The sequence below is a fragment of the Salinirubellus litoreus genome, assembly GCF_037335815.1.
In the GTDB taxonomy this organism is placed as follows: Archaea; Halobacteriota; Halobacteria; order Halobacteriales; family Haloarculaceae; genus Salinirubellus; species Salinirubellus litoreus.
Window position 1 is genome coordinate 2700003 of record NZ_CP147841.1, and the last position, 26068, is coordinate 2726070.

Here is a 26068-nt window from a genome sequence, read left to right on the forward strand (position 1 = left end):
CCGACGAACGACGAACCCCGACACGTGAGCGAGGACACCACACGCGGTCCAGGCGGTGCGGGTGACGGCCCGCGCCCGGACGGCGGGGATCCGGACGTGGATGGCGCGGCCCGGTACGCCCGCGTCACCCGTCACCCGACGCTGGGAACGCGAAACTCCCTGTGGTACTGGACGAGCGAGCGTTCGGTCGCACGCGTGGTCTACAACTTCCTGTTCGTGGTGGTCGCGAGGCTCGCCCCCTCGCTCCGGGTGAAGAACTGGGCGCTCCGGCGGCTGGGCGTCACGGTTGGCGAGGGGGTTTCGTGGGCGCTCGACGCGACCCCCGACGTGTTCTGGCCCGAGCGGATCACCCTCCGCGACCACTGTATCGTCGGCTACGACGCCACTCTCCTCTGTCACGAGTTCCTCCAGGAGGAGTACCGGCTCGGGGACGTCGTGGTCGGCGAACGGGCGATGATCGGTGCGGGGGCGGTCGTCCTTCCCGGTGTTCGGATCGGCGAGGGCGCGCAGATTGCGGCCAACTCACTCGTCGCCGATGACGTCCCGGCTGGGGTGACCGTGGCGGGCGTCCCTGCCGAGCCCGTGCGCGGAAACGAGAACGAGGGTGACACCGGGGATTGAGGGACGGAACCCGACGGGGCGGCCCGTCGGCCCCGTCAGGACCGCACCCGGGCGATCCCCCGACGGAACACCAGTCGATTGGGGATGAGGTACTCCTCGTCGTCGCTCTCGATTCGGGTGACGAACACGTCCATCTCCTGGACGATCCCCCGGTGGCCGTCGATGCGGACCTCGTCGCCGATGGTGTAGGGCTGGGTGAGCAGGAGGTAGATGCCGGCCGTCGCGGAGGTGAGGATGTCCTTGCAGGCGAGCCCGCCGACGAAGAACAGCCCGAAGGCGTACGCCGCGAGCAGGATCAGGAGCGCGGTGGTCGCCACGCCGAGCTGTGCGAGCGCGAGCAGGCCCGCGACGTAGAAGATGCTGTACTTCACCAGCGCGGGGATGATCGTGACCTCCGGCAGTTTGACCGAGCTGAGCCGCTCGGAGACCATCACGTGGGCCTTGTCGCCGACGAGGAGCCCGACGATGGCGATGATCGCCGCGACGAACAGGTTCGGGAAGAAGTCGGCGAGCCGCGCGACGAACAGGTCGCTCGCGACCACGCCCACGCCCAGCAGCCGGAGCGCGAGGAGGACGGCGAGGAGGAAGACGAACAGCCCGACCAGGCTCGAGAGCAGCGCGACCGTCGAGGTGCCGAACGACCGGGCCGTCCGCTCGAAGGGCGTTCCCTCGACGGCCGAGGGGACGCCGAACCGGACGAACAGGTTTCCGAGCCAGCGGGCGATCCACACCCCGACGACGAGGCCGGAGATCAGGACCAGCACCGCGAACGCGACGGTCAGCTCCATCCGTGCGAGTTCGTTAACCAGCCGTTCGACGAGTGCGCCGACCTGCAGTACGACCATCTCAGTACTCCTCGGGGTCGAGTTCGAGCAGCAGTTCCCCACCCTGGAACGCCCGGACGAGCCCGTCGGACTCCGAGAGGACGATGGCGACGGCGTTCGTGTCCCGGGTGATCGCCCCCGCGGCCATGTGCCTCGCGCCGAGCCCCTTGGGGATGTCGACGCCCTCCGCGGAGGGTTCGAGGTAGCGGTAGGCCGAGACGATCTTCCCCGAATCGCTGATGACGAACGCGCCGTCGAGCCGGGAGAACTCCTTCAGCATCACGTTCACGATGGGGTCGCCGACGTGGACGTGGGACTTCTCGAAGGGGTTGTACGAGAGTGGCCGGGACTTGTTCATCACCTTCCCGGCGTCGCCGACGACGAACAGCGCGCCGACCTGCTTGCCCTTCTGGCCCTTCTTGCCGAGTTCGATCGTCACCTCGAGCACGTCGCGGATCACGGCGGGCTCGGCCCGGCTGTTGACGAACAGGTCGTAGACGCCCGAGCGCTCGAACTGGTCGGCGCGGACGCGGGTGACCGAGTCGACGTCGTCGCCGAACACCTTCGCGGCGCAGGCGACGACCGCGTCGGGGTCGATGTGGTCCTGCTGGATGGCCCCCTCGATGCCGAACCGGAGGCGTTCGGAGAGCTCGTTGAACTCGAGCGGGAGCTCGACGAACCGGTCGGCCCCGAGGGCGTCCTCGGCGCTCACGACCACCACCGGGAGGGCGAGGTCGTCGAACCGTTCGTAGAACGACCCGCTCGGCGAGAAGAGGAGGACGGCGTCCACGCCGTCGACGATGGCACCGAGCAGGTCGGGGAGGTCGGTCATCGTCCAGAGACGACTCCCCGCCCCGGAAAAAGGTTTGTGGGCCGTCTGCCGTCCGTCTCGCGCTCGTCCGCGCTCCACACCAGCGCGTCCGACGCGCCGTGACTCCGGCTACGGCGGCCACTGGCGGCTCTCCCCTGATTCGACGGGCTACACGGACGGCTGTGTCGGACGGCTCGGCGGGGCGTGCGCCGTACGGACGGAGAGTCCGTCCTCGCGCTGTCCGACTCGGGGACGTTGGGAACGGCCGCCGAGAGGATTATCGGGGAACGCCGGCCGGAAATCGTGCGAGCACACCCGTCCGCACCCTCCCGCTTGCCCTTCGCGGACGGGTCTTCCCGGCGGATCGACGGCGTTTCGAATCGCGACTCGAAAATTGAAAAAAGGTTAATTACGGGAATACCAAGTAGAACTCATGGGGCTGGTGACCGTCTTCGGGCTGGGGGTGACGATCGAGGTGGTCGGGGCGACGGGCGTCTCGCTGGGGACCTGCCTCGTCATCATGGAGACGCTACGGAAGACGACCGGCATCCCGCTCGCCGTCAGCGCACTTGTCGTCCCGTTCGTCGTGGCGGCCGGGTTCGCCCTCGCCGTCGCCGTCCACGTCTACACGCAACTGCCGATGCTGACCTCCGCGGGCGTGCTCGCGGGGGCGCTCCTTCCGTTCGTCATCTTCTACGACCGGGTGGTGGCGACGGTCTGAACCCGGTTCGGAGCGGGACGTCCGGTACAGGGGACCGCTGTCGACGAGGGAGTACACCCGACGAGCGGGCTGGACGTACGGCTTCGTTTCGGCCCGATGCGGAGGTCGGGAGGCCCCGTTACCGCGGATCTACGGGGTCCCCGAGGCGGACGCGTCCCCCCGGCCGGATTCTTTCTACGGGGTGAGCGAGGTCGCCTGCGAGGGGCTGACGAACTTCTACGCCGACCGGTACGGTATCGAGGCGGTCAACGTCCGGATCGGCTGGTACATGAGCGAGGCCGACCTCCGGACCAACACCGGCGACGACGTCGAACCGGGACGAGCGCGGTTCGCCCGCTCGACCTGGCTCGGCCCCCGCGACTGCCGCGACCTGTTCCGGAGGGCCGCCCTCGCGGACCTCCCGGAGAGCCCCGTGACGGTCAACGCGGTCTCGCGCAACGACGAACGGTTCTACTCGCTCACGGAGACGATACGGGTCATCGGCTACCAGCCCCGTGACAACGCGGCCGAGACGCTCGCCGAGTGACCCTCGCGGTCGGGGAGGGATACGTCGACCGCCCGGTGACGGCCTCGCCCTGTCCTCCGTCCGTAGCGCGTACGACCCGTGCAGCCGCTAACTCAATATCGCCGCCTCACCGACACGGCGGCGTTCAGTCGGCGAAGACGCGGATGCCGTCCTCGCTCACGTCGAACCGGAGCCGTCCCTCGCGTTCGAGGTAGCGGAGGTACTCGTAGGTGACGAGCGTCATGAACGGGGCGTCGGCTTCCGTCGCGCCGAGCGCCTCCCCCGCGAGTTCGCGCGCCCAGCACTCCCCGCGGTCGACGGCGTCGGTGTGGATCCGGTCGGCCGTCCGGTCGACGTTCGAGAGCGACGCCTCGATCCGTGCCTCCGCATCGGGCATCTCCGGGCCGTGCATCGGCACCAGCAGGTCGGGATCCAGGTCGCGTATCCGCTCCAGGGAGTTCCGGTAGGCCCGGACGTCGCCGTAGAGCGGGCCGTACTGGAAGTGATCGTTCTCCGAGACGAGATCGCCGGAGAACAGCGTCCCCGAGCCCTCGTGCCAGAGCGCGACGTGGTGTTCGGCGTGCCCCGGGGTGTGGAGCACCGAGAGCTCCTCCTCGTCGAGCGTCACGGTGTCGCCGTCGTCGAGGGTCCGCTCGACGTCGATGCGCTCCTCGCTGTACGAGCCGAGCGGGAAGTAGGCGTCCCAGTGGTCCTCGTCGAGGTCGAACCCGGCGAGGAGGCGCGTCATCTCCCCGCGGGCCCGCCGGAGGTAGTCCCCGAACCCGTGGACGACGGGGGTCGCCCCCTCCGGGACGACGTGTGGCAGGTCCGCCAGCGTCTCGATGGTCTCCGAGCCGCCGACGTGGTCGATGTGCGGGTGGGTGAGGAGGACGCGCTCGACGCCGGCCAGCCGCCCCCCGTCGAGTTCCGCGCGGACCGCGTCGCGCGAGACCGGTGCTACGTGACCCGTGTCGACGAGCGTGTCGCCGACGCGGAGGACGTTCACCCCCCCGTAGACCGGCTGTTCGAACTCCAGACGCTCGTACTCCATCACTACTACCGAGGTGCCCTGGCGTGATATGCGTTGTCAATCCGCTCCGGCGTCACCTCGGGCTCGTGTCGGTGGGGGTGAGGATCTACCCGATCCGGGTCCCGGGGGCCCCGCCGCCGAGAAACGAGGACAGACCGTCGAGGTCGAAGACGCTCGCCGGAGCCCCGAGTTCCAGCAACTCGCGGACCTTCGCCGCCATCCCCCCCGTGACGTCGGTGTCGCCGCTCCCACCCAGCGCGTCCGCCACGTCCCCGAACGTCTCGACGCGGGTGAGGACCTCTCCCGACTCGTCGAGCACGCCCGGCACGTCCGAGCAGAGCCCGACGCGGTCCGCGTCGAGTCCGCGGGCCAGTGCGACCACCAGTTCATCGCCCGAGAGGATCGTCGCGCCGCGCCCGGCGTGGGCCACGACGTCACCGTGGAGGACCGGGACGAACCCCTCGCCGAGCATCCGGCGTGGGGTCTCGATGGAGAGCGAGAGGGTGCCGTCGTCGTCACGGCTGGCCGCCGACAGGGGGTGGACCGGGACCGCGGGGACGTCCCGGTCGAGGAGCGTCCGGACGACGGCCGCGTTCAGCTCCTTCATCGCGCCGTGGATCTCGACGACGGCCCGGGCGTCGTCGGTTCCGTCGGTGGTCGTGACACCGTGTCGCTCGGCGTGCGGGTGCCCGAAGCTCCCGCCGCCGTGGACGAGGACCAGATCGCCGTCGTGCGCCGCGATGGCGTCGGCCGCGCGGGCGAGGCGCTCCTCGGCGACCGTCTCCGCGCTCGACTTGTCGGTGACGACCGATCCGCCCAGCTTCAGCACGATCACTCCGCCCGCACCCCTTCCCGATCGAGTTCGGCACGGAACGCCTCCTCACAGCCCGGCGTGTACCGGAGCGCCGTCCGCGCGCCCTCCGTCTCGTCGAGCGCGACGATACAGCCGCCCCCGCCCGCGCCGGTGAGCTTCGCGCCGAGCGCGTCGGCGTCGCGGGCCGCCCACACCATCGCGTCGAGCGACCGCGAGGAGACTCCTAACGCGGAGAGCAGGCCGTGGTTGAAGTCCATCAGCCGACCGACCTCCGCGACGTCGCCGGCCTCCAGCGCCGCCTCCCCCTCCCGGACCAGGTCGCCGATGGCCGAGACGGTGTCGGCGGCGAAGCCGTACTCCTCTCTGAGCGTGCGGACGCCCGAGACGAGTTCGCCGGTGTCGCCCGCACCGCCGTCGTAGCCGACCACGAACGGGAGGTTCGGGATCCCCTCCAGCCGGCGCTTGTCCTCGTCCTGGACCCGGACCGCCCCACCCATCGCCGAGCAGAACGTGTCCGCCCGGGCGGCCTGTCCGTCCTGGACCTCGTACTCGACGCGGAACGCCCGGTCGGCGATCTCCTCGGGCGCGAGGTCGACGCCGAGTTCGCGCGTCGCCGCGTCGATGGCCGCGACGACGACCGCCGCCGACGATCCGAGGCCCGCCCCGAGCGGGATGTCGCTCTCGATGGTGAGATCGAACCCCGTCTCGGGGGCGGCGGCGGCCTCGCGGGCCTGCTCTATCGCCCCCGAGACGTAGCCCATCGCCGCCTCGACCAGTCCCGTCGGCACGTCCACGTCCGGTCGGTCCTCCGGGCCGCCGCTGTACGTCACCGTGAACCCGTCGAGCGAGAGGTCGTCGGCGTCGACCCGGAGCCGGCCGTCGCCGCGCTCCTCGGCCGTCACCCGCGCCCGCCGCTCGATGGCACACGGGACCGCCGGCTCCCCGTACACCACCGCGTGCTCCCCGAACAGGTAGACCTTGCCCGGGGCCGAGGCGACTGTCATACCTCCGCTGTGCGCCGACAGGTTACAGTAGTTGCGCTCTGGGCGTCCCGACACTCCGGTCCACGATCCGTGGCGGACGTTCGGATCGTACGCGTGACCGAGGCCGGGGCTCCGCCCGATCGACCCAGCACGAACGAGAACGAGCAGTGACCTCGGCCGACGACCGGGGGACTACTCCGGGTCGGCGGCGGTCACTTCGTCGACGCTCTCGTCGACGGCCTCGTTCACCCGCCAGAGGTAGAGGCTCGCGTAGCTTCGGTAGGGTGCCCACCGCTCGGCCTCCTCGACCATCTCGGCACGGGTCATCTCGCGCCCGTAGAGCGCCTCCATCCCCTTGCGGACGCCGAGGTCGCCGACGGGGAACACGTCGGGCCGACCGAAGGTGAAGAGGAGCTGCATCCGTGCCGTCCACGGGCCGATCCCCGTGATTTCGGTCAGTCGCTCGACGATCTCCTCGTCCCCGTAGTCGGCCAGCGACTCCCTGGTGTGGCCGTGCTCGGCGAACGTCTCGGCGATCTCGCGGACGTAACGGGCCTTCTGACGCGAGAGCCCGGCGTCCCGCAGGATCCCCTCCTCGACCGCGAGGATCCCCTCGTGGGTCACGTCGACGGCCTCGAAGAGCCGGTCGCGGGTCGCCGCCGCGGAGGCCATCGACACCTGCTGGCGGAGGACCGAGATCACGAGGCGCTCGAACAGGTCGTCGCTCGGATCGAGACCGAGCTTCCCGTACTCCTCGACCACGGGACCCAGGAGCTCGTCGCCACGGAGGAATCGGTAGGCCTCCTCGGCGACGTCGTCGTCGGAACTACTCGTCAACGATCACACCTCCGCTCGTACGTCGTACGTAACGTGGGATCGAGAGCGGGACGTCTTCGCGGTCACGAACGACGGTACGTCCCCGGCCGGTTAGCCGTGGCGGTTCCGACCCGGGCGGCTCACTCCTCCTCGGCCGCCTCCTCCTCGGGACGTGCGGGGGCGTTCGCGCTCGAATCCGCGCGGCGGCGGACGTCGACGTGGTAGTGCTGGAGGATGTCCCGGCCGAGGAGCAGCGGATAGTCCATGTGCGAGCGGTCCTCGACGCTCGCGGCGACCGTGTGCTGGGTCCCCCGGACGCCGACCACGAGGTCGACCACGGGTCTTGAGCGGCCGGACTTGACGCTCCCGGACTTGATCTTCACGATGTCCTTGATGGGACCGGTACCGATGTCGGCGGCGAGCCGCGAGTCGATGGAGGTCCGTGTCGCCCCCGTGTCGGACTTGGCGTGCACGCTCCGCTGGCCGCGCGTCCCCATCACGACCACCTCCTCGATGTAGCCGATGGTGAGGTCCTGCGGGGTGACGTCGCGTGTGGGGCGGGGCGTCGCAGAGGGGCTAGAGTCGTCGAGCACCGAGGAGAGCTCGTACACTTTCTCCCCGTCGACCTCGCCGCCGGCCTGCTCGATAGCGAGCCTGGCGATGTGGGGCGCGGGCGAGCGGCCCGTCGCCTTGAACAACCCCTTGAACCCCGCCGTCGGGTTCACTTCGAGGACGTAGTAACCGTCGACGCCCTGGACGATGTCGACACCGGCGTAGTCGAGCCCGACGACGTCCGTCGCGCGCTTGGCGATCTGCTCGACCTCGTCGCTCATCCCCTCGGTGGCGTCGTCGACGTCGCCCCCGAGCGCGACGTTCGTCCGCCAGTCCCCCTCCGGGGCGTAGCGGTTCATCGCCCCGACCACCTTCTCGCCGACGACGTACACCCGGAGGTCGTGGTGTCGTTCGACGTCGTGCTCGATGAGCTCCTGGAGGAAGGCCTGCCGCGAGCCGACCATCGGGTTGACGCCCTCGTCGGTGGTGATCTTCCAGGTGCCGCCACCGTGCGTCCCGATGGCGGTCTTGTAGACGACCTCCTCGCCGAACGACCCGAGACTGTCGTTCAGGCGGTCCTTCGAGAGCGACATGAACGCGTCCGGGACGGGGACGCCGGCCTCCGCGAGCGCCGCGCCGCTGGCGAACTTGTGGAGGGCGGTCATCGTCTCCATCGGGTGGTTCAGCATCGGCCGGAGCCGATCCAGCATCGTGGCCAGCCCGATGGCCTCCGCGGGCTCCTCCTCCTTCGAGAGCAGCAGGCGGTTGACGATGATGTCCACGTCCGGGTCGAGCGTCACCTCGCCGTCCCGGATGTCGACGCTCGTGTTCTCCCCTCGTAGCCACGCGGTCTCGTGGCCGAGGTCCTCCACCGCGTTGAGGATGGCCTTCGACTCCTTGCTGACGTGGAGGCTCAGGACCCCGACGGTAACGGGTTCGGTAGACATGAATCGCGGTGGACCCCCGGGCGGCAAAGTCCTGACGATGGCCGTCTCGGGCGGAGACGGCAGACGTGGAGTTCTGACGGTTTATATATCCGGGCGGCCAGATGAGGGTATGAGCCCCCCTTCCGCCGACGTGTTCACCTACGACGGCGGGCGCGTCGACCCCGGGGAGACACAGAACATCCGCTACGGGGTCAGCGAGACGTATCTCGGCGACCCGGTGCGGATACCCGTCAGCATCGTCAACGGCGAGCACCCGGGGCCGACCGCGTTCCTCTCGGCGGCGGCCCACGGCGATGAACTCAACGGCATCGAGGTGGTCCGCGAGGTGGCCCACGAGTGGGACCACTTGGACCTCCACGGCACCCTCGTCTGCATGCCCGTGATGAACGTCCCCGGGTTCATCGCCCAGCAGCGCTACCTCCCCATCTACGACCGCGACCTGAACCGCTCGTTCCCGGGCAACGACACCTCCACCTCGGCGAAACGCATCGCCTACCGCATCTTCCGGAACTTCGTCGAACCCTGTGACTTCGGCCTCGACTTCCACACCTCGACCCGGGGACGGACCAACATGGTCCACGTCCGGGCGGAGATGGAGGACCCCGACGTCGCCCGCCTCGCCCGGGCGTTCTCGACGAACGTCATCATCGCCGGGGCCGGCCCCGAGGGGACGCTCCGCCAGGAGGCCTCGAACGCCGGCGTCCCGACCATCACCATCGAGATGGGCGAGGCCCACCGGTTCCAGCGCGGCCTCATCGACCGGGCGCTCGACGGCACCCGCTCGGCGTTCGCCGAGTTCGGCCTCCTGCCCCAGGAGTCGGTCGCCTGGCCCGGCTGGCGGACCGTCATCGACGGCAACGGCGACAAGACCTGGCTCCGGGCGGACGTCGGCGGCCTGGTCGACATGCACTGGGAGGTCGGATCGCTCGTCCACCGCGGCGATCCGATCTGCACCATCAGCAACCCGTTCAAGACCGACACGGACGTCGTCGAGGCGCCGTTCACGGGGCTGCTCGTCGGCACGCTCGAGAACCCGCTGGTCTACCCCGGGAACCCGCTCTGTCACATCGTCCGACTCGACGAGCGGACGCGCAGGGCCGTCGAACGGACCCAGGGCCGACCCCCGGTGCGGCCCGCGGCGGCGACCGGGAGCGGGTCGTCGTAGGCTCCCGCGACCCCTCGGTCGGTAAAACCCGCCGCGGGCGGGGAGTCGATCCGCCGGTTCACCCGTGCGCAGTAGTAACTTCTATACGGACCGGGTTCGGACAGGGCATAGCATGAGTCAATCGTACGACCGGGGCCTCATCGAGGACTTCGGCCGGTGGCGGGAGTTCTCCGCCGGTATGTGGGCGTGGGTCCTCCACAAGTTCACCGGGTGGGTGCTCGTGGGCTACCTGTTCACCCACATCGCCGTCCTGAGCACCGCGACCGTGGACGGGACCACGTACACGAGCACGCTCCAGGGCCTCGAGAGCATCATCATCGTCCGGTTCCTCGAGGTCGGCCTGCTCGCCGTCGCCGTGTTCCACATCCTCAACGGTCTCAGACTGCTGTTCGTCGACCTCGGTGTCGGCCTCGGCTCACAGGACCGCTCGTTCTACGCCTCGCTGATACTCACCGCGGCCATCGTGGTCGCCAGCATCCCGACCTTCCTGGGGGGTGTGTTCTGATGGCGGAGTACTACTCCTCGTTCGAGCGCGGCGGGACCCGGTGGCTGCTCCAGCGGCTCACCGCGGCGTTCCTCGTCGCCGTGCTCGCCTTCCACTTCATGCTGCTCCACTTCGTCAACCACGCCTACGAGATCACCTTCCAGGGGACCGCCGTCAGGATGTCCCAGCTGGGCTACTTCCTGACGATGGTGCTGTTCCTCGTGGCCGCGACGTTCCACGGGGTCAACGGCGTCTACAACGCCCTCGTCAACCAGGGGCTCGACGGCACAGGCAAGACCGCGGTCAAGTACGGCCTCGCACTCGCGGGGCTGCTGCTGATCGTCCAGGGCATTCGCGTCGCCCTCGCGATGACGACCATCGTCTAACTCATGAGTACACAGATCACCGAACGGGAGGAGGAATCGTCCGCGGAGACCGAAGCGGAGACCGAGTCGCCCCACCAGCGCCGCCGGATGGACGAGAAGGCCCGGCGGGCCGCGGAGCGGGACGCCATGCGCGAGCGGGCCGAGGAGGAGGTTCGGGACGCCGAGACGACGGTCGGGCTGAAGGTGTTTCGCTACGACCCGGAGGTCGAGGGGAAGAAGGAGCCCCGGTTCGACCAGTTCACCGTCCCGTTCCACAAGGGGATGACCGTCCTCGACGCGCTGATGTACGCGCGGGACCACTACGACTCCTCGCTCACGTTCCGCCACTCCTGCCGGCAGGCCGTCTGCGGGTCGGACGCGCTGTTCGTCAACGGTCGGCAGCGCCTCGGTTGCAAGACCCAGCTCGCGGACCTCGACTGGCCCATCAGGATCGAGCCGCTCCCGCACGCCGACGTCGTGAAGGATCTCGTCGTCGACATGGAGCACTTCTACGACCAGATGGAGGCCGTCGAGCCGTACTTCCAGACGAACGAGCACCCGTCCGGCGAGCTCGAAGAGCAGCGCCAGACCCGCGAGAACCGCGAGAAGGTGAAGATGTCCACGCGGTGTATCTGGTGTTCGGCCTGTATGTCCTCGTGTAACATCGCCGCCGGGGACAACCAGTACCTCGGTCCCGCCGCCATCAACATGGCCTACCGGTTCGCGATGGACGAACGCGAGGGCGAGGATATGAAACAGCACCGTCTGAACATCATCGAACAGGAGCACGGCGTCTGGCGGTGTCAGACCCAGTTCTCCTGTACGGAGGTCTGCCCGAAGGACATCCCGCTCACCGAGCACATCCAGGAGCTCAAGCGCGAGGCGGTCAAGAACAACCTGAAGTTCTGGTGAGGCCGGGGGAGTCACCGGAGTCGGCCCCGACCGGAGCGGATCACTGCCGGTCGTTACCGCCGCGGTTCGTGCTCCCCTCCAGCCCGTCGTCCGATCCCCCTCCCGCGGCGTTCTCCTCGAGCACGTCGAGCGACTCGGGGAGTCGGTTCTTGACCAGCCACAGCGTCAGCCGATAGACGGCGTACCCGACGCCGGCGATCAGTACCAGGTCGATGATGTACAGTTCGAGGAACTCGAGCAGGGTTATCCGGCCGAGCACGAGGTCGCCGCTGAGCACGAGAAACCCGACGGTGAGTGCGAGCAGCAGCGCGGGAGCGAGGACCACCAGCAGGGCGATGACCAGTACGACGATGCGGTCCCGGGAGTCGACTGGGGACATACCTCACGTTGTGTCACCCGGGGCAAAACAGTGCCGCCTCGATGGGGACCGCCGTCGTGGCCGACCCCGCGGACGTGACCTGGACGAGCCCGTTCGGTATCCGAGTGGTCGCCGACCGGTGACGGGCGTTTCGTCGGTGTGTGGCCCCTCCGTCGCCGGGATCAACGACGGCCGAACAGCCGCTCCCGGAGCGTGCGTGTGGACGGCCGCTCGGCCAGTAGCACCGGCGTCTCGAGCGCCTCGATGGTGTCGAACGCCAGCGACCCGCGAACGATGCGGGACAGCAGCCCGCGGTCGGTCGCCCCGACGATCACCAGGCTGTACTCCTCGCCGAACCGCCCGATAACCGTCTCGACGTCCCCCGCTTCGACGTGTATCTCGGCGTCGGACAGCTGGTGGCCGGCCGCCCAGTCGTTCAGGAACTCCCGACCCGTCGCCTCCTCGCCCGGGTCGACGACGTGGAGCAGTGACACGTCCACGCCGACGGTCTCCCGCAGCGCACCGGCGACCTCCGCCGACAGATCCGACGATGGCCCGCCTGCGGTGGGGACGAGTACGTCGGACAGCTCGAGGTCCCGACCGTCCAGCACGAGGAAGTCACACGGCAGGTCGTGTGCCAGCTCCTCCAGGGCGGCTTCGGCACGTCCCCCCGCGAACCGCGCGCCACCGTACCCCATCACGACGGTGTCGGCGTCGTTCGTCCGTGCGGCGTCGAACACCGCGTCGAACGCACGGTGTGAGAGGATCGTCCTCGTCTCGATCGGGACGTCGAACGCCTCGGCGTCCGCCTTCGCGGCGTCGAGGAGTTCCTCCGAGGAAGCCTCGATACGGTCCCTGTTCTCGGCGGCAGCGGAGAGCGACGTCTGGTCCGGTACGGTGACGACGTGCGTCGCGAGCACGCGCCCGCCCTCGTGCTGTGCGAGCGCACCTGCGAGCGTCACGAGGGCGCTCTCGGTCCGCGGGTTCGCCAGCGCCACCATGATCGTCGGGCCCTCGGTGCCGGTCGGGGCGACCGCGTCGGCGGCGTCGACGACCCGATCCGGCAGGTCCGCCTCGCGACGCCGGACGTAGTCCGAGAGCACCCCCTCCTGTGGCGTCCTGCTCCGGGCGTAGAGGAAGTACCACGCCACGGCGGCGACGACGAAGCCGCCGGAGAGTGCGATCTCCAGGCCGTCCATGAACGCGACGAGGCCGAGAGACAGCACCGCCCCGACCAGAGGGGTGATGGGGTACAGCGGCACCGTGAAATCCGGGTCGTACTCCGGCACGTCCGCCTCCCGGAAGACGATCAGTCCCACGTTCATGAGCGCGTAGACGATGAGGTGGAGCACGCTGGCCGCCTTCGCGAGCACCGCGATGTCCCGCCCGAGCGCCGCGATGAACACGAGGATGAGCACCCCGGTGAGAAGGATCGAGCGGTATGGGGTCGCGTAGTCGGGGTGGATCTCGTTGAGCCAGTTGGTGACGATCCTGTCGCGCCCCATCGCGAAGTTGATCCGCGCGGAGGCGAGGATCGACGCGTTCGCCGAGGAGGCCGTCGCGAGGAGCGCCCCGCCGGTCATCACCGCGGCGGCGGCCGCGGCCACCCCGCCGATCGGGCCGATGGACGAGGGGAACGAGAGCGAGGCCGCCTGTGCGACCGGCGCGTCGAGGCTGAGATCGGGCCACGGGACCACCCCGAGCATCGTCGTCACGAGGATGGCGTAGATGACGGTGACGATGGCGACGCTCCCGATGATGGCGATGGGGAGGTTCCGCCCCGGGTTCTTCAGCTCCTCGGCGACCGTCGCGATCTTGGCGTACCCGAGGAAGGAGACGAACACGAGTGCCGTCGCCGGGAGGATCGCACCGGTCCCGAACGGTGCCAGCCCGTCCTCGCCGACGAGCGTGGCGTAGTCGAACGACAGGAACCCCGCGAGGGCGAACGCGGTGAGGATCGAGAGCAGGACGAACACGATGACGTTCTGGACGCCGCCGGTCTCCTTGGCCCCGACGAGATTGACCCCGACGAAGACGATCCCGGCGAGGAGTGCGCCCATCTGGATCGGGTTGAGGAACGCCACCTCGGGCAACGGCACGAAGACGGCGAGGTACTGCCCGAACCCGATACAGTAGAACGCCGAGGCGAAGGCCAGTCCCATCCAGTCGCCCATGCCGGCGATCGAGCCGAACATCGGTCCGAGCGACCGGTTGATGTAGTAGTACCCGCCGCCGGCTTTCGGCATCGCCGTCCCGAGTTCGGAGACGGACAGCGCGTTCACCATCGCGATCAGTCCGCCGACGACGAACGAGACGACGACGATCGGGCCCGCCGCGTTCGCGGCGACCCCGGGGAGGACGAAGATCCCGGCCCCGATCATCGTCCCGATGCCGATGGTCATCGCCGACACGAGGCCGAGGTCCTTGGCGAGTTCCTCGTCGCTCATTCGTTCGACTCGAGCGGAAGAGCGATCACGGGACGGTCAGCACCGGTGACCAGTTTCAGGGAGAGGTCGCCGGAGAGGAACTGCATGATCCGACTCCCGCCACGGGACCGGTACGCGATGGCGCCTGCGCCGACCTCGTCGGCGGCCTCGTGGATCGCGCCGACGACGTCCCGGGCGTACGCGGTGTGCTCGCCGGCATCGGGGAACACGGTCCGTACGGCGGCGTACGTCTCCTCCGCCAGCTCCTCGGACTGTTCGACGGGCGTCTTGTCCGGGACGCCACCCCCCTTCTCGACGACGTGCAGCGCCGTCACCCGTTCCGGTCGGTACGGTTCGAGCGCAGCCACGGTCGCCAGGGCGTCCTCCTCGTTGGCGACCGGCAGGAGGACGTGAGCGAGGAGATCGCGCCTCCCGTCGTCGGAAACGCCGTTCATAGGAGACATTGATCCCGACCCGTTATCAATGTATATATACGCGCCATCGGCGGCGATATCCGGTCGTGGTCGGAACGGGTATCCGAATGCGTTCGCGGGGCGTCGAGCCGCCGACTCGCGGGCACACGTGGCGCCGGGTTCCTCCTCGCGTCACCCCTCTCGGGAGCGGGGACCGGGGTTCTTTATACGCTCCCGTCCTCCGAGGTGTCTATGACCGGGACGATCACCGGGCGTCGTGGCCACGGATCAGTCCGGGCGACGCTCGAACGACCGTACCCCGGCGTCCCGGTAGCGTCGCCTTCGGCGAAAGACAGCCTCAAGTCAGAGACGGCCTAACACGAATCCAGAACACAATGCACGAACACGACGTCATCGTGGTCGGCGCGGGTGGTGCCGGTCTCCGCGCGGCCATCGCGGCACACGAGGAGGGGGCCGACGTGGCTCTGGTCACGAAGCTCCACCCGGTCCGCTCGCACACGGGCGCGGCCGAGGGCGGCATCAACGCCGCGCTCCGGGACGGCGACGACTGGGAACTGCACGCCTACGACACGATGAAGGGGTCGGACTACCTGGGTGACGCCCCGGCCATCGAGACGCTCTGTCAGGACTCCCCCGAGGAGGTCATCCAGCTCGAACACTGGGGGATGCCCTTCTCCCGCGAGGACGACGGCCGCGTCTCACAGCGGCCGTTCGGCGGGCTCTCGTTCCCGCGGACGACGTACGCTGGCGCGGAGACCGGTCACCACCTGCTCCACACGATGTACCAGCAGGTCGTCAAGCGGGGGATCAAGGTCTACGACGAGTTCTACGTCACCCAGCTCGCCGTCACCGACCACGACGACCCGGAGGACCGCGAGTGCCACGGCGTCGTCGCCTACGACATCAAGAACGGCGACGTCGTGGGCTTCCGGGCCCGGAACGGGGTCATCCTCGCGACGGGCGGGGACGGCCAGGCCTACGATCACACCACCAACGCGGTCGCCAACACTGGCGACGGCCCGGCTATGGCCTACCGCGCCGGCGTCCCCGCCGAGGACATGGAGTTCGTCCAGTTCCACCCGACGACGCTCCCGAGCACCGGCGTGCTCATCTCCGAGGGCGTCCGCGGCGAGGGCGGCATCCTCTACAACTCGGAGGGCGAGCGGTTCATGTTCGAGCGCGGCTACGCGAACAACGACGGCGAACTCGCCTCCCGCGACGTCGTCTCCCGGGCCGAACTCACAGAGGTCAACAACGGGCGCGGTGTCGAGGACGAGTACGTCTACCTCGACATGCGTCACCTCGGCGAGGAGCGGATCATCGACCGGCTGGAGAACATCCTCCACCTCGCCGAGGACTTCGAGGGGGTCGACGGACTCGAGGAGCCCATGCCGGTCAAACCCGGCCAGCACTACCACATGGGCGGCATCGAGACCGACGAGAACGGCGAGACGTGCATCTCGGGACTCTACGCCGCCGGCGAGTGCGCCTGCGTCTCCGTCCACGGCTCGAACAGGCTGGGTGGAAACGCGTTGCCCGAACTCATCGTGTTCGGTGCCCGCGCGGGCCACCACGCCGCCGGGCGCGACCTCGGCGAGGCCCGCATCGAGACCGGCCCGAGCGCGATGAGCGAGGCGGAGGAGGGGCTCGACACGCCGGTCTCCCCCGGCGCGCTCGACACGGCCGACGAGGACGTCGCCGCCGACGGTGCCGTCGTGGAGGGCGGGGCGGTCCTCGAAGGTGCCGTCGAGCGCGAGCGCCAGCGGGTCCGGACGCTCATCGAGCGCGACGGCCGCAACCACGCCGAGATCAGGGCCAAGCTCCAGAAGGCGATGACCCGCCACGTCAACGTCTTCCGGCGCGAGGCGAACCTCAAGGACGCCCTCGAGATCATCCGCGAGTGCCGCGAGGAGTACCAGGAGGTCGCCGTCAGCGACCCCTCGCGGACGTTCAACACCGACCTCATCCACACCATCGAGACGCGGAACCTGATCGACGTCGCCGAGACCATCACGCTGGGGGCGCTCGCCCGCGACGAGTTCCGCGGTGCCCACTGGCGGGAGGCCCACCAGGAGCGCAAGGACGAGGAGTGGCTCAAGCACACGATGATCGCCTGGAACGACGGCCAGCCGAAGCTCTACTACAAGCCCGTCATCCTCGAGGGCGAGGAGAAGACCTACGAGCCGAAGATCCGCTCCTACTAGCGACCACTCCTCACTCGCCGGGCCGCTCGCTTCGCGCGGCCAGCGCGAGGCGAGGGCCGTCCCGCTCGGTTCGCTAAGGCTCGGGGAAAGAGATACTCCGGGCGGGTGAACCGTTCGTTCCCCGTGGTCGCTCGTGGATACCCGTTTTCCGTGGGTCCGCCTACTCGCTGTCGACCATCACGTCGGAGGCCTTCACTACTGCCGTCGCGTCCGATCCCTCTTCGAGCCCGAGACGCTCGACCGACCTGCTGGTGATGGTCGACGTGATCTCCGTCCCGTCGACGTCGATGACCACCTCGGCCATTGGGCCGGAGGTGTCGATGCTCTTTACGGTACCGCTCAGTCTGTTGCGGGCACTGAGTGCCATGGACTCCGGTACGTGCTCCCGGAACCTGAACCTCCCGCCGCGGCCTCACTCGGCCGACTCAATCGAAGGTAGTCGCCTGGGACGAGAACGTGAACGGGAGCCCGTGTTCGAGGCCGGGAGCCACCACCGGCCGTCCTCGTCCGCCTCGATCGCGTCGAGCGCCGGGAAGCAGGCCCACAGGTGTTCGTGGCGGTATGTCCCGTGGCCGTGGTCGTCCATGCCCGTGGGAAGGGACCCCGAGATGTGCCTCGCGATGGGGTGAGTCGCCCTCTCAGCCTCGCAGTGCCTCGACGGGCTCCTCGCTGGCGGCCTTCCACGCGGGGTAGAGCCCGCTCACGACGCTCGTGACGACGCCGAACGCGAACGCCGCGAGGATGTACAGGGCGTTCTGTGCGGTGAGTGCGGCGGTCGGATCGCCGAGGATCAGCTCGGCGATGATCAGCCCGCCACCGAGGCTGAGGACGGCCCCGACGACCCCGCCGATGGTGCCGAGCAGGAGGGCCTCCGAGAGCATGATCTTCAGCACGTCGCGCTGCTGGTAGCCGACGGCCCGCAGGACGCCGATCTCGCCCCGTCGCTCGATGGTGCTCATCAGCATGACGTTCAGGATACTCACGCCGGCGACGAGCAGCGAGATCGAGCCGATACCCACGAGGAAGAGGTTGACGGCCTCGAACACCGAGCCGATCTGCTGGACGATCTGTCCGAGTTCGAAGATGCTCACCCGCTCCTCGCGGTCGTTGAGCGCCTCGCGGATGGCGACTGCGGTCTCGTTGGCACGCTCGCCCGACGACGCGGTGACGACGACCGAGGTGTACCCCCGGCCGGGCACGTCCCGCACCGGGAGGACGACCGCCGAATCCGGGTTGACCGTCGAGAAGCCCTCCGAGGGCTCCAGGATCGCCAGAACGCGGAACGTGCGGTTGTCGACCGACAGGGAGTCGCCGACGCCGACGTCCAGTTCGTCGGCGAGATTCGACCCGACGAGCGCGCCGCTCCTGAACGGGGTCGGGATCCGGCCGGTATCGGGATCGTAGGCCGCCGCCGGGTCGTTCATCCCGTAGACCGACGTCCGCATGTCCTCGCCGCGGAACGAGACCCGCGAGGTGTTCTGTCGGACGGGGACGACGTCCCCGTCGCCGCTGACCCGCTCGATCTCGCGGACCTCGCGATCGGTCAGCGGATCGGGGTCGCCGTCCTCCGAGACCGGGGAGACGACGATCTGGTTGCCGATGTCCCCGATCGAGCCGGTCACGGACTGGGAGAGGGTCGCGCCGAAGACGCCGAGCGAGGCGATGGCGACCACGCCGATCACGATCCCGAGCATCGCCAGCGCCGACCGGGTCTTCGTCCGGGTGAGGTTCCGGCGGGCGACCAGCAGCGTCGGGAAGAGCCGGTAGAGCGGGTTCATACGATCCGCCCGTCGACGAGGTTCACCACCCGGTCGGTGTACTCGGTCACCTGGTCGTCGTGGGTCACCGCGATGACGGAGACGCCCTCCTCGCAGATCTCGGTGAACTGCGTGAGCACGCTCCGACCGGTTTCGCGGTCGAGGTTCCCCGTGGGCTCGTCGGCCAGGACGAGCCGCGGGTCGTTGACGAGCGACCGGGCGATGGCGACCCGCTGGCGCTGGCCGCCCGAGAGCTCGTCGGGGCGGTGGTCCAGCCGATCGCCCAGACCCACCCGCCGGAGGAGTTCGGCCGCCCGTTCCGACGTCCCGGAGTCGCGATCGAGGAGCCGGGGGATCTCGACGTTCTCCTGGGCGGTCAGCGTCGGGATGAGGTAGAAGTTCTGGAAGACGAACCCGATGGTCCGCTTTCTCGCGCGGGTCCGCTCGCGGTCCGAGAGATCCGCGGTCGGCTCCCCGTCGAGGTAGACGTCCCCCTCGGTCGGGACGTCCAGAAGCCCGAGCACGTTCAGGAGGGTGGACTTCCCGCTCCCGGAGGGGCCCATCACGGCGATGAACTCGCCGGATTCGACGGCGAGGTTCACGTCCACCAGCGCCTCGACGACCTCGCTTCTGGTCTCGTAGCGCTTGTCGACGTCGCGGGCCTCAATCACCGACACGGCGGTTCCTCCATCCGACGAAGACGAGGATGCCGACGGCCAGGACCACGACGACGCCGACGGCGGCCGGCAGGAGGATGCCGCCACCTCCTGCGTCACCGGAACCGCCGCCCGGCCGGTCGGGGGTCTCCACGGTCGCGTCCCGGTAGGGGGCCGATACCTCCTCGACGCGGCGCTGGCCGTCCGAGAGGTACGTCACCCGCAGGGGGATCTCCGAGACGTTCGCGTCGACGCGGGCGGTTACGTCAAACGAGACGAAGTCGCTCGCGGGTATCGTCCCGACGAAGTACTCGCGGTTCGGCGAGACGGGGGTGACGCCCTCGCTCTCGACGACCCTGACCACGACGCTGTCGACCGGGGAGAGGCCGACGTTGCTCGCCGATCCGGTGACCACGAGGTGGCCCGCCTCGGGCTGGACGTCGAGGCCGGTCAGCTCCACCCGGCCGGGCGTCGACCGGAGCGTCACCCGCTCTACGGGCGTCGTCACGGTCTCGTCGCCGACCTCGTAGTCCGCCCGGATCTCGACGGTCACGGGTCCGTCGAGGTCGCGGACGGGTAGCGAGACCGTCGAGGACTCGTCCGGTCCCAGGGTACCGACGACGGCCTGCCCGACCGTCGCGTTCGTGGCGTTCCCGACGACGAGGAGGTTCTCGGCCTCGACGTTCCCGAGGTTCGTCGCCGTCACGACCACCCGACGGCCGGTCACGTTGGTCGTGAGCGCCACCCGGTCGTCGAGCCCGGCCGTCCGGACCGTCTTGGTGGTGCTGACGCTCCGGGTCGGTCCGCCGGCGAGCGTGTACTCGACGGTGGCGGTCACCCCCGTCTCACCGGAACCCTCCGGGACGGCTCCGAAGGGGAACGAGGCCGTCTCGCCGGTCGCGAGGGTCGACCGGACCTGGCGGGGGCGCTCGACGGTCACGTCGCCCGAGAGCGTCACCTCCACGTTCCGAAGGTCGCGGTCGAGCCCGTTTGCCACCGTGACCGTCGCGTTCGACTCGACGCCCTCGATGGGCTCGGCGATGTCGACCGCGACCCGGGGGTCCTCGTCGGTCACCCTGACGGTCACCGGGTAGGTGAGCTGGACGCGCTCGCCGCCCACGGTCCGACCGAACACCACCACCCGGAGGTCCTTGGTCCCCGTCGTCCCGAACGACTGGATGAGGGGGATCCGAAGCGACGCACCGGGCGGGATCCGACCGGGGTCCTGGATCCTGGCGAACTCGTTGAAGTTACTGCCGGGGCCGGTGCGGAGCGCCGCGGCCTCGACGACGAACGTGTCGTTGCTCCGCTGGAAGTTCTCGATGGTGGCCGTGAACCTGACCGTCTCGCCGGGTACCGGCGAGTTCGGCGAGGCGGTCACGTTGGTGATGGCGGCGTTCGCGACCTGCGCCTCGACGGACCCGGCTCCGATGCCGACCGCGGCCCCAGCTCCAGCCCCGGCCCCGACGCCGACGGCGCTCGCCGGGACGAGCGCCACGACGAGTGCGAGGCAGACCAGAACGACGCCGCTCTTCGGATCCGGGTCCACTCAGATCACCCCGAAGACCCCGTTGAGTCGGATCAGGAGGGCCACCGCCACCGGCCCGGCGACCGTCAGCGCGGCCTCTCGGAGGTCGAGCCCCTCGGCGTACCGGACGGCGAACGTCCAGAGGAACGCGCTCCAGAGCAGGAAGGCGATGCCGAGCACCCCGGCGACGAGGAACTCCGGACGGGACTGGAGCTCCTGGGCGAACTGGGCCACCTGGGCGGGGTCGTCCGGGAACTGGACGCCGCTGAAGACGACGAAGTTCACCGCGGCGTTCACCAGGCCCCCGAACACGGCGGGGACGAACCCCCACCCGACGAGCGCGAACGTGTCGCGGAAGCTCCCGTCGCCGTCGAACAGTATGTACGCGATGCCGCGGAACGCGACGGCGTAGAGCACCCAGATGATAAACGAGACCACGACGCCGAAGACCGCACCGACGACCTGGATGACCGTCACGAAGGCACCGGCCTCCGGTGGGAGGGCACTGATCGTCGCCTGTATCACCGGGTAGCTACCGATCACGCCGATGACCGCGACGATCAGGACGACCAGCGCGGGACGGAGCAGTGAAGGGTCGTCCGAGCGTTCGGCGAAGAACGCGTCCGGGTTCGTCAGCAGGTCGAGGACCATGACCGACGGCTGTCTCGGCGGCGGCTTGAATGTTTATACAGGACCTGGGTCGGTCGGTCCGGAACGTGCGGGGGGGTGGGACTTCTACTCGTAGACCCACTCGGCGCTGTCCATCTCCCAGTCGACGAGTTCGTCCTCGTCGAAGAACAGCTCGATCTCGCGCTCGTTCGCGCCCTCGTCCTCGTGGTCCGAGCCGTGGATGACGTTGTGACCGAGGTCGAGACCGTAGTCGCCGCGGATGGTTCCCGGTGCCGAGTCGGCGGGGTCGGTCTGACCCATCATCTTGCGGACCTGGCGGGTGGCGTCCGCGCCCTCCCAGACCATCGCGAACACGGGTCCGGAGGTGATGAACTCGACGAGCCCCTCGAAGAACGGCTTGCCCTCGTGCTCGCCGTAGTGCTCGTGTGCGAGGTCCTCGTCGATCTCCATGAACTTCGCGCCGACGAGCTTCAGACCGCGCTCCTCGAACCGGGAGACGACGTCGCCGATCAGGCCGCGCTGGACGCCGTCGGGCTTGACCATCACGAAGGTGCGTTCGTCACTCATTCCTCGTCGTCCTCCTCATCGGATCCGTCGGTCGCCTCGTCGCTCTCGGCCTCTTCGGCCTCGGCGGCTTCGAGGTCCGGCGTGCCGGCCGACTCCTCCTCTTCGGCTTCGGCCTCGGTCTCCGCTTCGTCCTCCGTCTCCTGGGGACGCCGGGTGTCCTTCGCGGCCCGGCCGGCCTGCGTCCACTCGAGGTCGCGGGACTCGCGACCCATGAAGTAGTTCTTCTCGGCCTTGCGGTCCTTGAAGTGCAGGACGGTCCCGTCGTTCCGGACGTACATGATCCCCGTCCCGGGCTCGATGTCCTCGCCGCTGAAGTCGCAGGTTCGGGTGCTGACCATCTACTGCCCTCCGATGCCGTCGGCCTCCCGGGCCGTCTCGCGGAGCTGGAGCACGTCGCCCACTCGAACGGGCCCGAGCACGTTTCGCGCGATGATGCGACCCTGGTTGCCGCCCTCCTGGATGCGACACTTGACCTGCATTGCCTCGCCGTGCATCCCGGTCTTGCCGACGATCTCGATGACCTCGGCGGCGGTCGACGCGGACTCCTCCTCTGCGCTCATGGATCTACTGGAGCTCCTCGAGCTTCGAGGCGATGTCGTCGACGTCCTCGCGCGCGTCGCCGGCGTCGACGATGGCGGCGGCGGCCGAGCCGACCTCGAGGCCGGCGGCGTGGCCGACGTCGTCCTGCGTGCCCACGAAGACGTACGGGACGTCCTTCTCCGCGCAGAGGTCCGGCAGGTGCATCACGACCTCCTCGGGCTGGACGTCCTCGGCGACGAAGACGAGCACCGCGTTGCCTCGCTCGACGGCCTTGGTCGTCTCGTTCGTTCCCTTCCGTACCGAGCCTGTGTCCCTGGCCACCTCGAGCGCCTCGAGGGCGTCCTCCTCGAGGTCGGCCGGGACGTCGAAATCGACGTATACTGACATGGTGTGTTCACCTCCCGCGCGCGGGCTCGCGCTCCCCCGCCGTCCGGGCCATCGCCCGTGCGCCATACGGCGCGTCGTCCTTGAGAGGCTAGGAGCATCACAGCCCCGCGCGGGCTGTACCCCTCCGTAGATATCCGGGACGTATAAGCGCTTTCGAACGCGCTCGGCCCTGCCACGCGCACACACGCAGTCGAACATCGACCGCTCGTCGGCTCTCGGGACCGACGACCCCTTGTGTCCGCCCGCTCACCCTCGACCGTGAAGCGAGCGTTCGAGGAGCACGTCCGGGCACTGTACACCGAGGCCCGAACCGCCGACGAGCGACGGCTCCTCGTCCTCGCCGGCTCGCGCGAGGCCACCTACGACGCGGCCGGCCGAGCGCTCGACGCCGCCGACCTCGACGCCGCCGGGGTGTGCCTCCTCACCGACGGTCGTCTCGACATCGGCGGGATGAGCCGCCTCCCGCTCGACCGGAGCGCCGACCTGCTGGGGACCACCCGCGAGGCGGTCGTTCTCGACTGTCACGACGAGACGCGTCCGAACGCGCTCGGCCGAGTGGTCGGTGCCGTCGACGGCGGCGGCCTCCTCGTCCTGCTCACCCCCCCACTCGATGAGTGGTCGACAGTACGTGACGGTTTCGACGACGGGCTCGCGGTCCCGCCGTTCGGTGTCGACGCCGTCGCGGGCCGGTTCCGCCGCCGACTCGTCCGCACCCTCCGCGAGCACCGCGGGGTCGCCATCGTGGACGTCGACCGGGGGCGGATCGAACGCGACGGCCTCACCGACCCCGCACCTCGACGGCCCGACGACCCGCCCGAACCACCGGCCGAGCCGCGTTTCCCGGCGACGGCCTACGAGGCGTGTCTCACCGACGATCAGGCCGACGCGCTACACGCACTGGAGGCGCTCGGGGACCCGGGTTCGGCGGTCGTCGTCTCCGCGGATCGGGGACGTGGCAAGTCGAGCGCGGTCGGCCTCGCCGCCGGCGCGCTCGCCGTCGAGGGCCGCGAGGTGGTCGTGACCGCGCCGGGCTACCGGAACGCCGCCGAGGTGTTCGATCGCGCGCGGGAACTGCTCGACGCGATGGACGAACTCGGAGAGTGGGACGACTCTGGGAAGGTCCTCACGAGCGTGGGGAGTGGCCGGGTTCGCTTCGTCTCCCCGGCGGAGGCGACGACGACCGGAGCGGACGCACTCCTCGTCGACGAGGCCGCGGCGCTCCCGGTCCGCCTGCTGGAGGGCTCTCTCGCCACCGACGCGGCGCTCGCGTTCGCCACGACCGTCCACGGCTACGAGGGCGCGGGAAGGGGGTTCGACGTCCGCTTTCGCGACCACCTGGACGAGAGTGCCCGCGACGTGACCGACGTGACCATGGCCGATCCCATCCGCTACGCACCCGGCGATCCCGTCGAGACGTGGGCGTTCCGTGCGCTGCTGCTCGACGCCCGGCCCGCCGTCGATCCCCTCGTCTCCGACGCGGCTGTCGAGGACTGCGTGTACCTCGACCTCGGGGCCGACGCGCTGCTCGCCGACGAACACCGCCTCCGCGAGGCGTTCGGACTGCTCGTGCTCGCACACTACCGCACTGAGCCCGACGACCTGACTCGGGTGCTCGACGCGCCGAACGTCGCCGTCCGGGCGCTCGCCTTCGAGGATCGGGTGGTCTGTGTCGCGCTCCTCGCCCGCGAGGGCGGTCTCTCGGAGGAACGACGGCGGCGGATGTACGAGGGCGAACGCGTCCGTGGAAACATGCTTCCGGACGTACTGACCTCACAGCTCCGGGACGAGGAAGGGGGCGTCCCCGTGGGACTCCGGGTCCTGCGGATCGCCACCCACCCCGCGGTCCGCTCGCGGGGGCTCGGTTCGCGGCTTCTGGACGAGATCGCCGCGGACGCACGCGATGGACGGTTCGACTGGCCGGGCGGGGTGGACGCCGGGGTCGACTACCTCGGCGTCGGCTACGGTGCGACCCCCCGGCTGGTGCGGTTCTGGGCCGAGAACGGCTTCTCGACGCTCCACCTCTCGACGACGCGGAACGACACCTCCGGGGAGTACTCGGCGCTGATGGCCCGGCCGCTCACCGACGCCGGGGGTGCGCTCGTGGACCGGACCGGGGAGTGGTTCCGCCGACGCATCGGGTCCGTTCTCGCCGACGCGCTCCGGGACGCCGACCCCGACGTGGTCCGGGAGGTGCTGGCGGCGGCCGATGCCCCCGCGAGAGCCGATCCGACCGACCGGGAGTGGCGGACGGTCGCGGCGGCCGCGTTCGGCCCCGGGCTCTACGACGCCGCGCCGCGTCCGTTCCGCGAACTCGCCCTGGCCCACCTGACGGAGGGGGCGGTCGATCTCCCCCCCGAAGACGAGCGCCTCCTCGTCCGGAAGGTGTTGCAGACGTGGCCGTGGGATGCGGTCGCCGAGTGGGGGCCCTACACCTCGAAGCGCGAGGCGATGCGCTCGGTGGGTGCGGCCTACCGCCCGCTGGTCGAGCGCTACGGGAACGACGCGGCGCGCGAGGAGGTGGCGCGGTACCGATGATTCCCGTCCCCGACCTCGTCGTCCTCCTCGCGCTGGGGCTCTGTCTGTTCGCCGTCGTCGGGAGCCTCATTCCGCTGGTCCCCGGCGCGGCGCTCTCGGTCGGGGGCGTCCTGCTCTACTGGTGGAACTCGGGGTACGCCGATCCCGGCCCGTTCGTCCTCGTCGGGCTCGTGGGGCTCGCGCTGCTCGCGCTCGTCCTCGACTGGTTCGGCGGGGCGGTCTCGGCTTCGGCGGGCGGGGCCTCCACGCGGACGACGCTCGCCGCCGCGGTGGTCGCCCTCCCGCTGACGCTCGTCGCGGGACCCGTAGGGCTCCTCCTCGGCGTGGCCGGGACCGTCTTCGCGCTGACCTACTACGAGAACGAGGACGTAGAGGAGAGCGCCCGGATCGCCGCTTACACCACCGTCGGCATGCTCGCCTCCTCGGTGGCCCAGGCGCTGCTCACCGCGTTCGTCTTCCTCGGGATGCTCCTGGTCGTCATCTACTGAACCGCCAC

Annotated in this window: 29 protein-coding genes; 10 read left to right on the top strand and 19 right to left on the bottom strand. The window is 69.6% G+C overall.

The window, feature by feature from the left end; translation table 11 throughout:
- The first annotated feature begins 96 nt into the window (after nt 1-96).
- Nucleotides 97-621 carry an acyltransferase gene (locus WDJ58_RS13500; RefSeq protein WP_338917855.1) on the top strand — a complete coding sequence of 175 codons (525 nt, stop codon included), beginning with the start codon at nt 97-99 and terminating at the stop codon, nt 619-621.
- A 35-nt stretch (nt 622-656) separates the two neighbouring features.
- On the opposite strand, the gene WDJ58_RS13505 is transcribed toward WDJ58_RS13500, so the two are convergent.
- Nucleotides 657-1466 (bottom strand): mechanosensitive ion channel domain-containing protein, encoded by an 810-nt coding sequence (locus tag WDJ58_RS13505; protein ID WP_380660864.1) that lies wholly within the window; start codon nt 1464-1466, stop codon nt 657-659.
- Nucleotide 1467: 1 nt separating this feature from the next.
- A complete protein-coding gene (dacZ, locus tag WDJ58_RS13510) occupies nt 1468-2277 on the bottom strand; it encodes a diadenylate cyclase DacZ (RefSeq protein ID WP_338913791.1) in 810 nt (269 codons plus the stop codon).
- A gap of 412 nt (nt 2278-2689) precedes the next feature.
- Here dacZ and WDJ58_RS13515 point away from each other — a divergent pair, with 412 nt between their 5' ends.
- Nucleotides 2690-2977: a hypothetical protein gene (locus WDJ58_RS13515; RefSeq protein ID WP_338913792.1), complete on the top strand. Its 288-nt coding sequence runs from the start codon at nt 2690-2692 to the stop codon at nt 2975-2977.
- 181 nt (nt 2978-3158) lie between these two features.
- A complete protein-coding gene (locus WDJ58_RS13520) occupies nt 3159-3503 on the top strand; it encodes a hypothetical protein (protein ID WP_338913793.1) in 345 nt (114 codons plus the stop codon).
- 124 nt (nt 3504-3627) lie between these two features.
- Here the strand turns inward: WDJ58_RS13520 and WDJ58_RS13525 are convergent, their stop codons facing one another.
- The 5 genes from WDJ58_RS13525 to WDJ58_RS13545 all read right to left on the bottom strand — a co-directional run bounded on the left by WDJ58_RS13525 (nt 3628) and on the right by WDJ58_RS13545 (nt 8624).
- The gene (locus WDJ58_RS13525) at nt 3628-4533 is read right to left on the bottom strand and encodes an MBL fold metallo-hydrolase (protein WP_338913794.1); all 906 of its coding nucleotides are present in this window, start codon (nt 4531-4533) and stop codon (nt 3628-3630) included.
- 85 nt (nt 4534-4618) lie between these two features.
- Nucleotides 4619-5347: an isopentenyl phosphate kinase gene (locus tag WDJ58_RS13530; RefSeq protein WP_380660867.1), complete on the bottom strand. Its 729-nt coding sequence runs from the start codon at nt 5345-5347 to the stop codon at nt 4619-4621.
- Nucleotides 5344-6330, bottom strand: coding sequence for a mevalonate kinase (mvk, locus tag WDJ58_RS13535; protein WP_338913795.1), 987 nt, complete (start codon nt 6328-6330; stop codon nt 5344-5346). The genes WDJ58_RS13530 and mvk overlap by 4 nt, the downstream gene beginning before the upstream one ends.
- Nucleotides 6331-6501: 171 nt before the next feature.
- Nucleotides 6502-7146: a DNA-3-methyladenine glycosylase family protein gene (locus WDJ58_RS13540; protein WP_380660869.1), complete on the bottom strand. Its 645-nt coding sequence runs from the start codon at nt 7144-7146 to the stop codon at nt 6502-6504.
- Between the two features lie 119 nt (nt 7147-7265).
- Nucleotides 7266-8624: a RimK family alpha-L-glutamate ligase gene (locus WDJ58_RS13545; RefSeq protein ID WP_338913796.1), complete on the bottom strand. Its 1359-nt coding sequence runs from the start codon at nt 8622-8624 to the stop codon at nt 7266-7268.
- A gap of 109 nt (nt 8625-8733) precedes the next feature.
- On the opposite strand from WDJ58_RS13545, the gene WDJ58_RS13550 reads away from it, so the two are divergent.
- From WDJ58_RS13550 to WDJ58_RS13565, 4 genes are all read left to right on the top strand, one after another.
- Nucleotides 8734-9789, top strand: coding sequence for a succinylglutamate desuccinylase/aspartoacylase family protein (locus WDJ58_RS13550; protein ID WP_338913797.1), 1056 nt, complete (start codon nt 8734-8736; stop codon nt 9787-9789).
- Nucleotides 9790-9901: 112 nt separating this feature from the next.
- Nucleotides 9902-10294 carry a succinate dehydrogenase, cytochrome b556 subunit gene (gene sdhC, locus WDJ58_RS13555; RefSeq protein ID WP_338913798.1) on the top strand — a complete coding sequence of 131 codons (393 nt, stop codon included), beginning with the start codon at nt 9902-9904 and terminating at the stop codon, nt 10292-10294.
- Nucleotides 10294-10659: a succinate dehydrogenase hydrophobic membrane anchor subunit gene (locus tag WDJ58_RS13560; RefSeq protein WP_338913799.1), complete on the top strand. Its 366-nt coding sequence runs from the start codon at nt 10294-10296 to the stop codon at nt 10657-10659. The genes sdhC and WDJ58_RS13560 overlap by 1 nt, the downstream gene beginning before the upstream one ends.
- A 3-nt stretch (nt 10660-10662) precedes the next feature.
- On the top strand, nt 10663-11550 hold the full coding sequence (locus WDJ58_RS13565) for a succinate dehydrogenase/fumarate reductase iron-sulfur subunit (protein ID WP_338913800.1): 888 nt from the start codon (nt 10663-10665) through the stop codon (nt 11548-11550).
- A gap of 40 nt (nt 11551-11590) precedes the next feature.
- Here the strand turns inward: WDJ58_RS13565 and WDJ58_RS13570 are convergent, their stop codons facing one another.
- From WDJ58_RS13570 to WDJ58_RS13580, 3 genes are all read right to left on the bottom strand, one after another.
- Nucleotides 11591-11929: a hypothetical protein gene (locus WDJ58_RS13570; protein ID WP_338913801.1), complete on the bottom strand. Its 339-nt coding sequence runs from the start codon at nt 11927-11929 to the stop codon at nt 11591-11593.
- A gap of 161 nt (nt 11930-12090) precedes the next feature.
- The gene (locus tag WDJ58_RS13575) at nt 12091-14355 is read right to left on the bottom strand and encodes an amino acid permease (protein WP_338913802.1); all 2265 of its coding nucleotides are present in this window, start codon (nt 14353-14355) and stop codon (nt 12091-12093) included.
- Nucleotides 14352-14789, bottom strand: coding sequence for a universal stress protein (locus WDJ58_RS13580; protein ID WP_338913803.1), 438 nt, complete (start codon nt 14787-14789; stop codon nt 14352-14354). The genes WDJ58_RS13575 and WDJ58_RS13580 overlap by 4 nt, the downstream gene beginning before the upstream one ends.
- A gap of 353 nt (nt 14790-15142) precedes the next feature.
- On the opposite strand from WDJ58_RS13580, the gene WDJ58_RS13585 reads away from it, so the two are divergent.
- Entirely contained in the window at nt 15143-16972 is a 1830-nt protein-coding gene (locus WDJ58_RS13585) for an FAD-binding protein (RefSeq protein WP_338913804.1), read from the top strand.
- 160 nt (nt 16973-17132) lie between these two features.
- Here the strand turns inward: WDJ58_RS13585 and WDJ58_RS13590 are convergent, their stop codons facing one another.
- The 9 genes from WDJ58_RS13590 to rpl7ae all read right to left on the bottom strand — a co-directional run bounded on the left by WDJ58_RS13590 (nt 17133) and on the right by rpl7ae (nt 23037).
- Nucleotides 17133-17339, bottom strand: coding sequence for a TOBE domain-containing protein (locus WDJ58_RS13590; protein WP_338913805.1), 207 nt, complete (start codon nt 17337-17339; stop codon nt 17133-17135).
- Between the two features lie 271 nt (nt 17340-17610).
- Nucleotides 17611-18750 carry an ABC transporter permease gene (locus WDJ58_RS13595; RefSeq protein ID WP_338913806.1) on the bottom strand — a complete coding sequence of 380 codons (1140 nt, stop codon included), beginning with the start codon at nt 18748-18750 and terminating at the stop codon, nt 17611-17613.
- Nucleotides 18747-19406 (bottom strand): ABC transporter ATP-binding protein, encoded by a 660-nt coding sequence (locus tag WDJ58_RS13600; RefSeq protein ID WP_338913807.1) that lies wholly within the window; start codon nt 19404-19406, stop codon nt 18747-18749. The genes WDJ58_RS13595 and WDJ58_RS13600 overlap by 4 nt, the downstream gene beginning before the upstream one ends.
- Nucleotides 19393-20934 carry a hypothetical protein gene (locus WDJ58_RS13605; protein WP_338913808.1) on the bottom strand — a complete coding sequence of 514 codons (1542 nt, stop codon included), beginning with the start codon at nt 20932-20934 and terminating at the stop codon, nt 19393-19395. Before WDJ58_RS13605 ends, WDJ58_RS13600 begins: the two co-directional genes overlap by 14 nt.
- Complete coding sequence (locus WDJ58_RS13610; RefSeq protein WP_338913809.1) at nt 20935-21564, bottom strand: Yip1 family protein; 630 nt, start codon at nt 21562-21564, stop codon at nt 20935-20937. It abuts the gene before it with no gap.
- An 84-nt stretch (nt 21565-21648) separates the two neighbouring features.
- Nucleotides 21649-22110 (bottom strand): nucleoside-diphosphate kinase, encoded by a 462-nt coding sequence (ndk, locus tag WDJ58_RS13615; RefSeq protein WP_338913810.1) that lies wholly within the window; start codon nt 22108-22110, stop codon nt 21649-21651.
- On the bottom strand, nt 22107-22448 hold the full coding sequence (locus WDJ58_RS13620; protein ID WP_338913811.1) for a 50S ribosomal protein L24e: 342 nt from the start codon (nt 22446-22448) through the stop codon (nt 22107-22109). Before WDJ58_RS13620 ends, ndk begins: the two co-directional genes overlap by 4 nt.
- Nucleotides 22449-22670 carry a 30S ribosomal protein S28e gene (locus WDJ58_RS13625; protein WP_338913812.1) on the bottom strand — a complete coding sequence of 74 codons (222 nt, stop codon included), beginning with the start codon at nt 22668-22670 and terminating at the stop codon, nt 22449-22451.
- Between the two features lie 4 nt (nt 22671-22674).
- The gene (rpl7ae, locus tag WDJ58_RS13630) at nt 22675-23037 is read right to left on the bottom strand and encodes a 50S ribosomal protein L7Ae (RefSeq protein WP_338913813.1); all 363 of its coding nucleotides are present in this window, start codon (nt 23035-23037) and stop codon (nt 22675-22677) included.
- 258 nt (nt 23038-23295) lie between these two features.
- Between rpl7ae and tmcA the strand changes: the two genes are divergently transcribed.
- Nucleotides 23296-25572, top strand: a complete 2277-nt coding sequence (tmcA, locus tag WDJ58_RS13635) for a tRNA(Met) cytidine acetyltransferase TmcA (protein ID WP_338913814.1) — start codon at nt 23296-23298, stop codon at nt 25570-25572.
- Complete coding sequence (locus WDJ58_RS13640; RefSeq protein ID WP_338913815.1) at nt 25569-26060, top strand: DUF456 domain-containing protein; 492 nt, start codon at nt 25569-25571, stop codon at nt 26058-26060. Before tmcA ends, WDJ58_RS13640 begins: the two co-directional genes overlap by 4 nt.
- Nucleotides 26061-26068 lie beyond the last annotated feature (8 nt).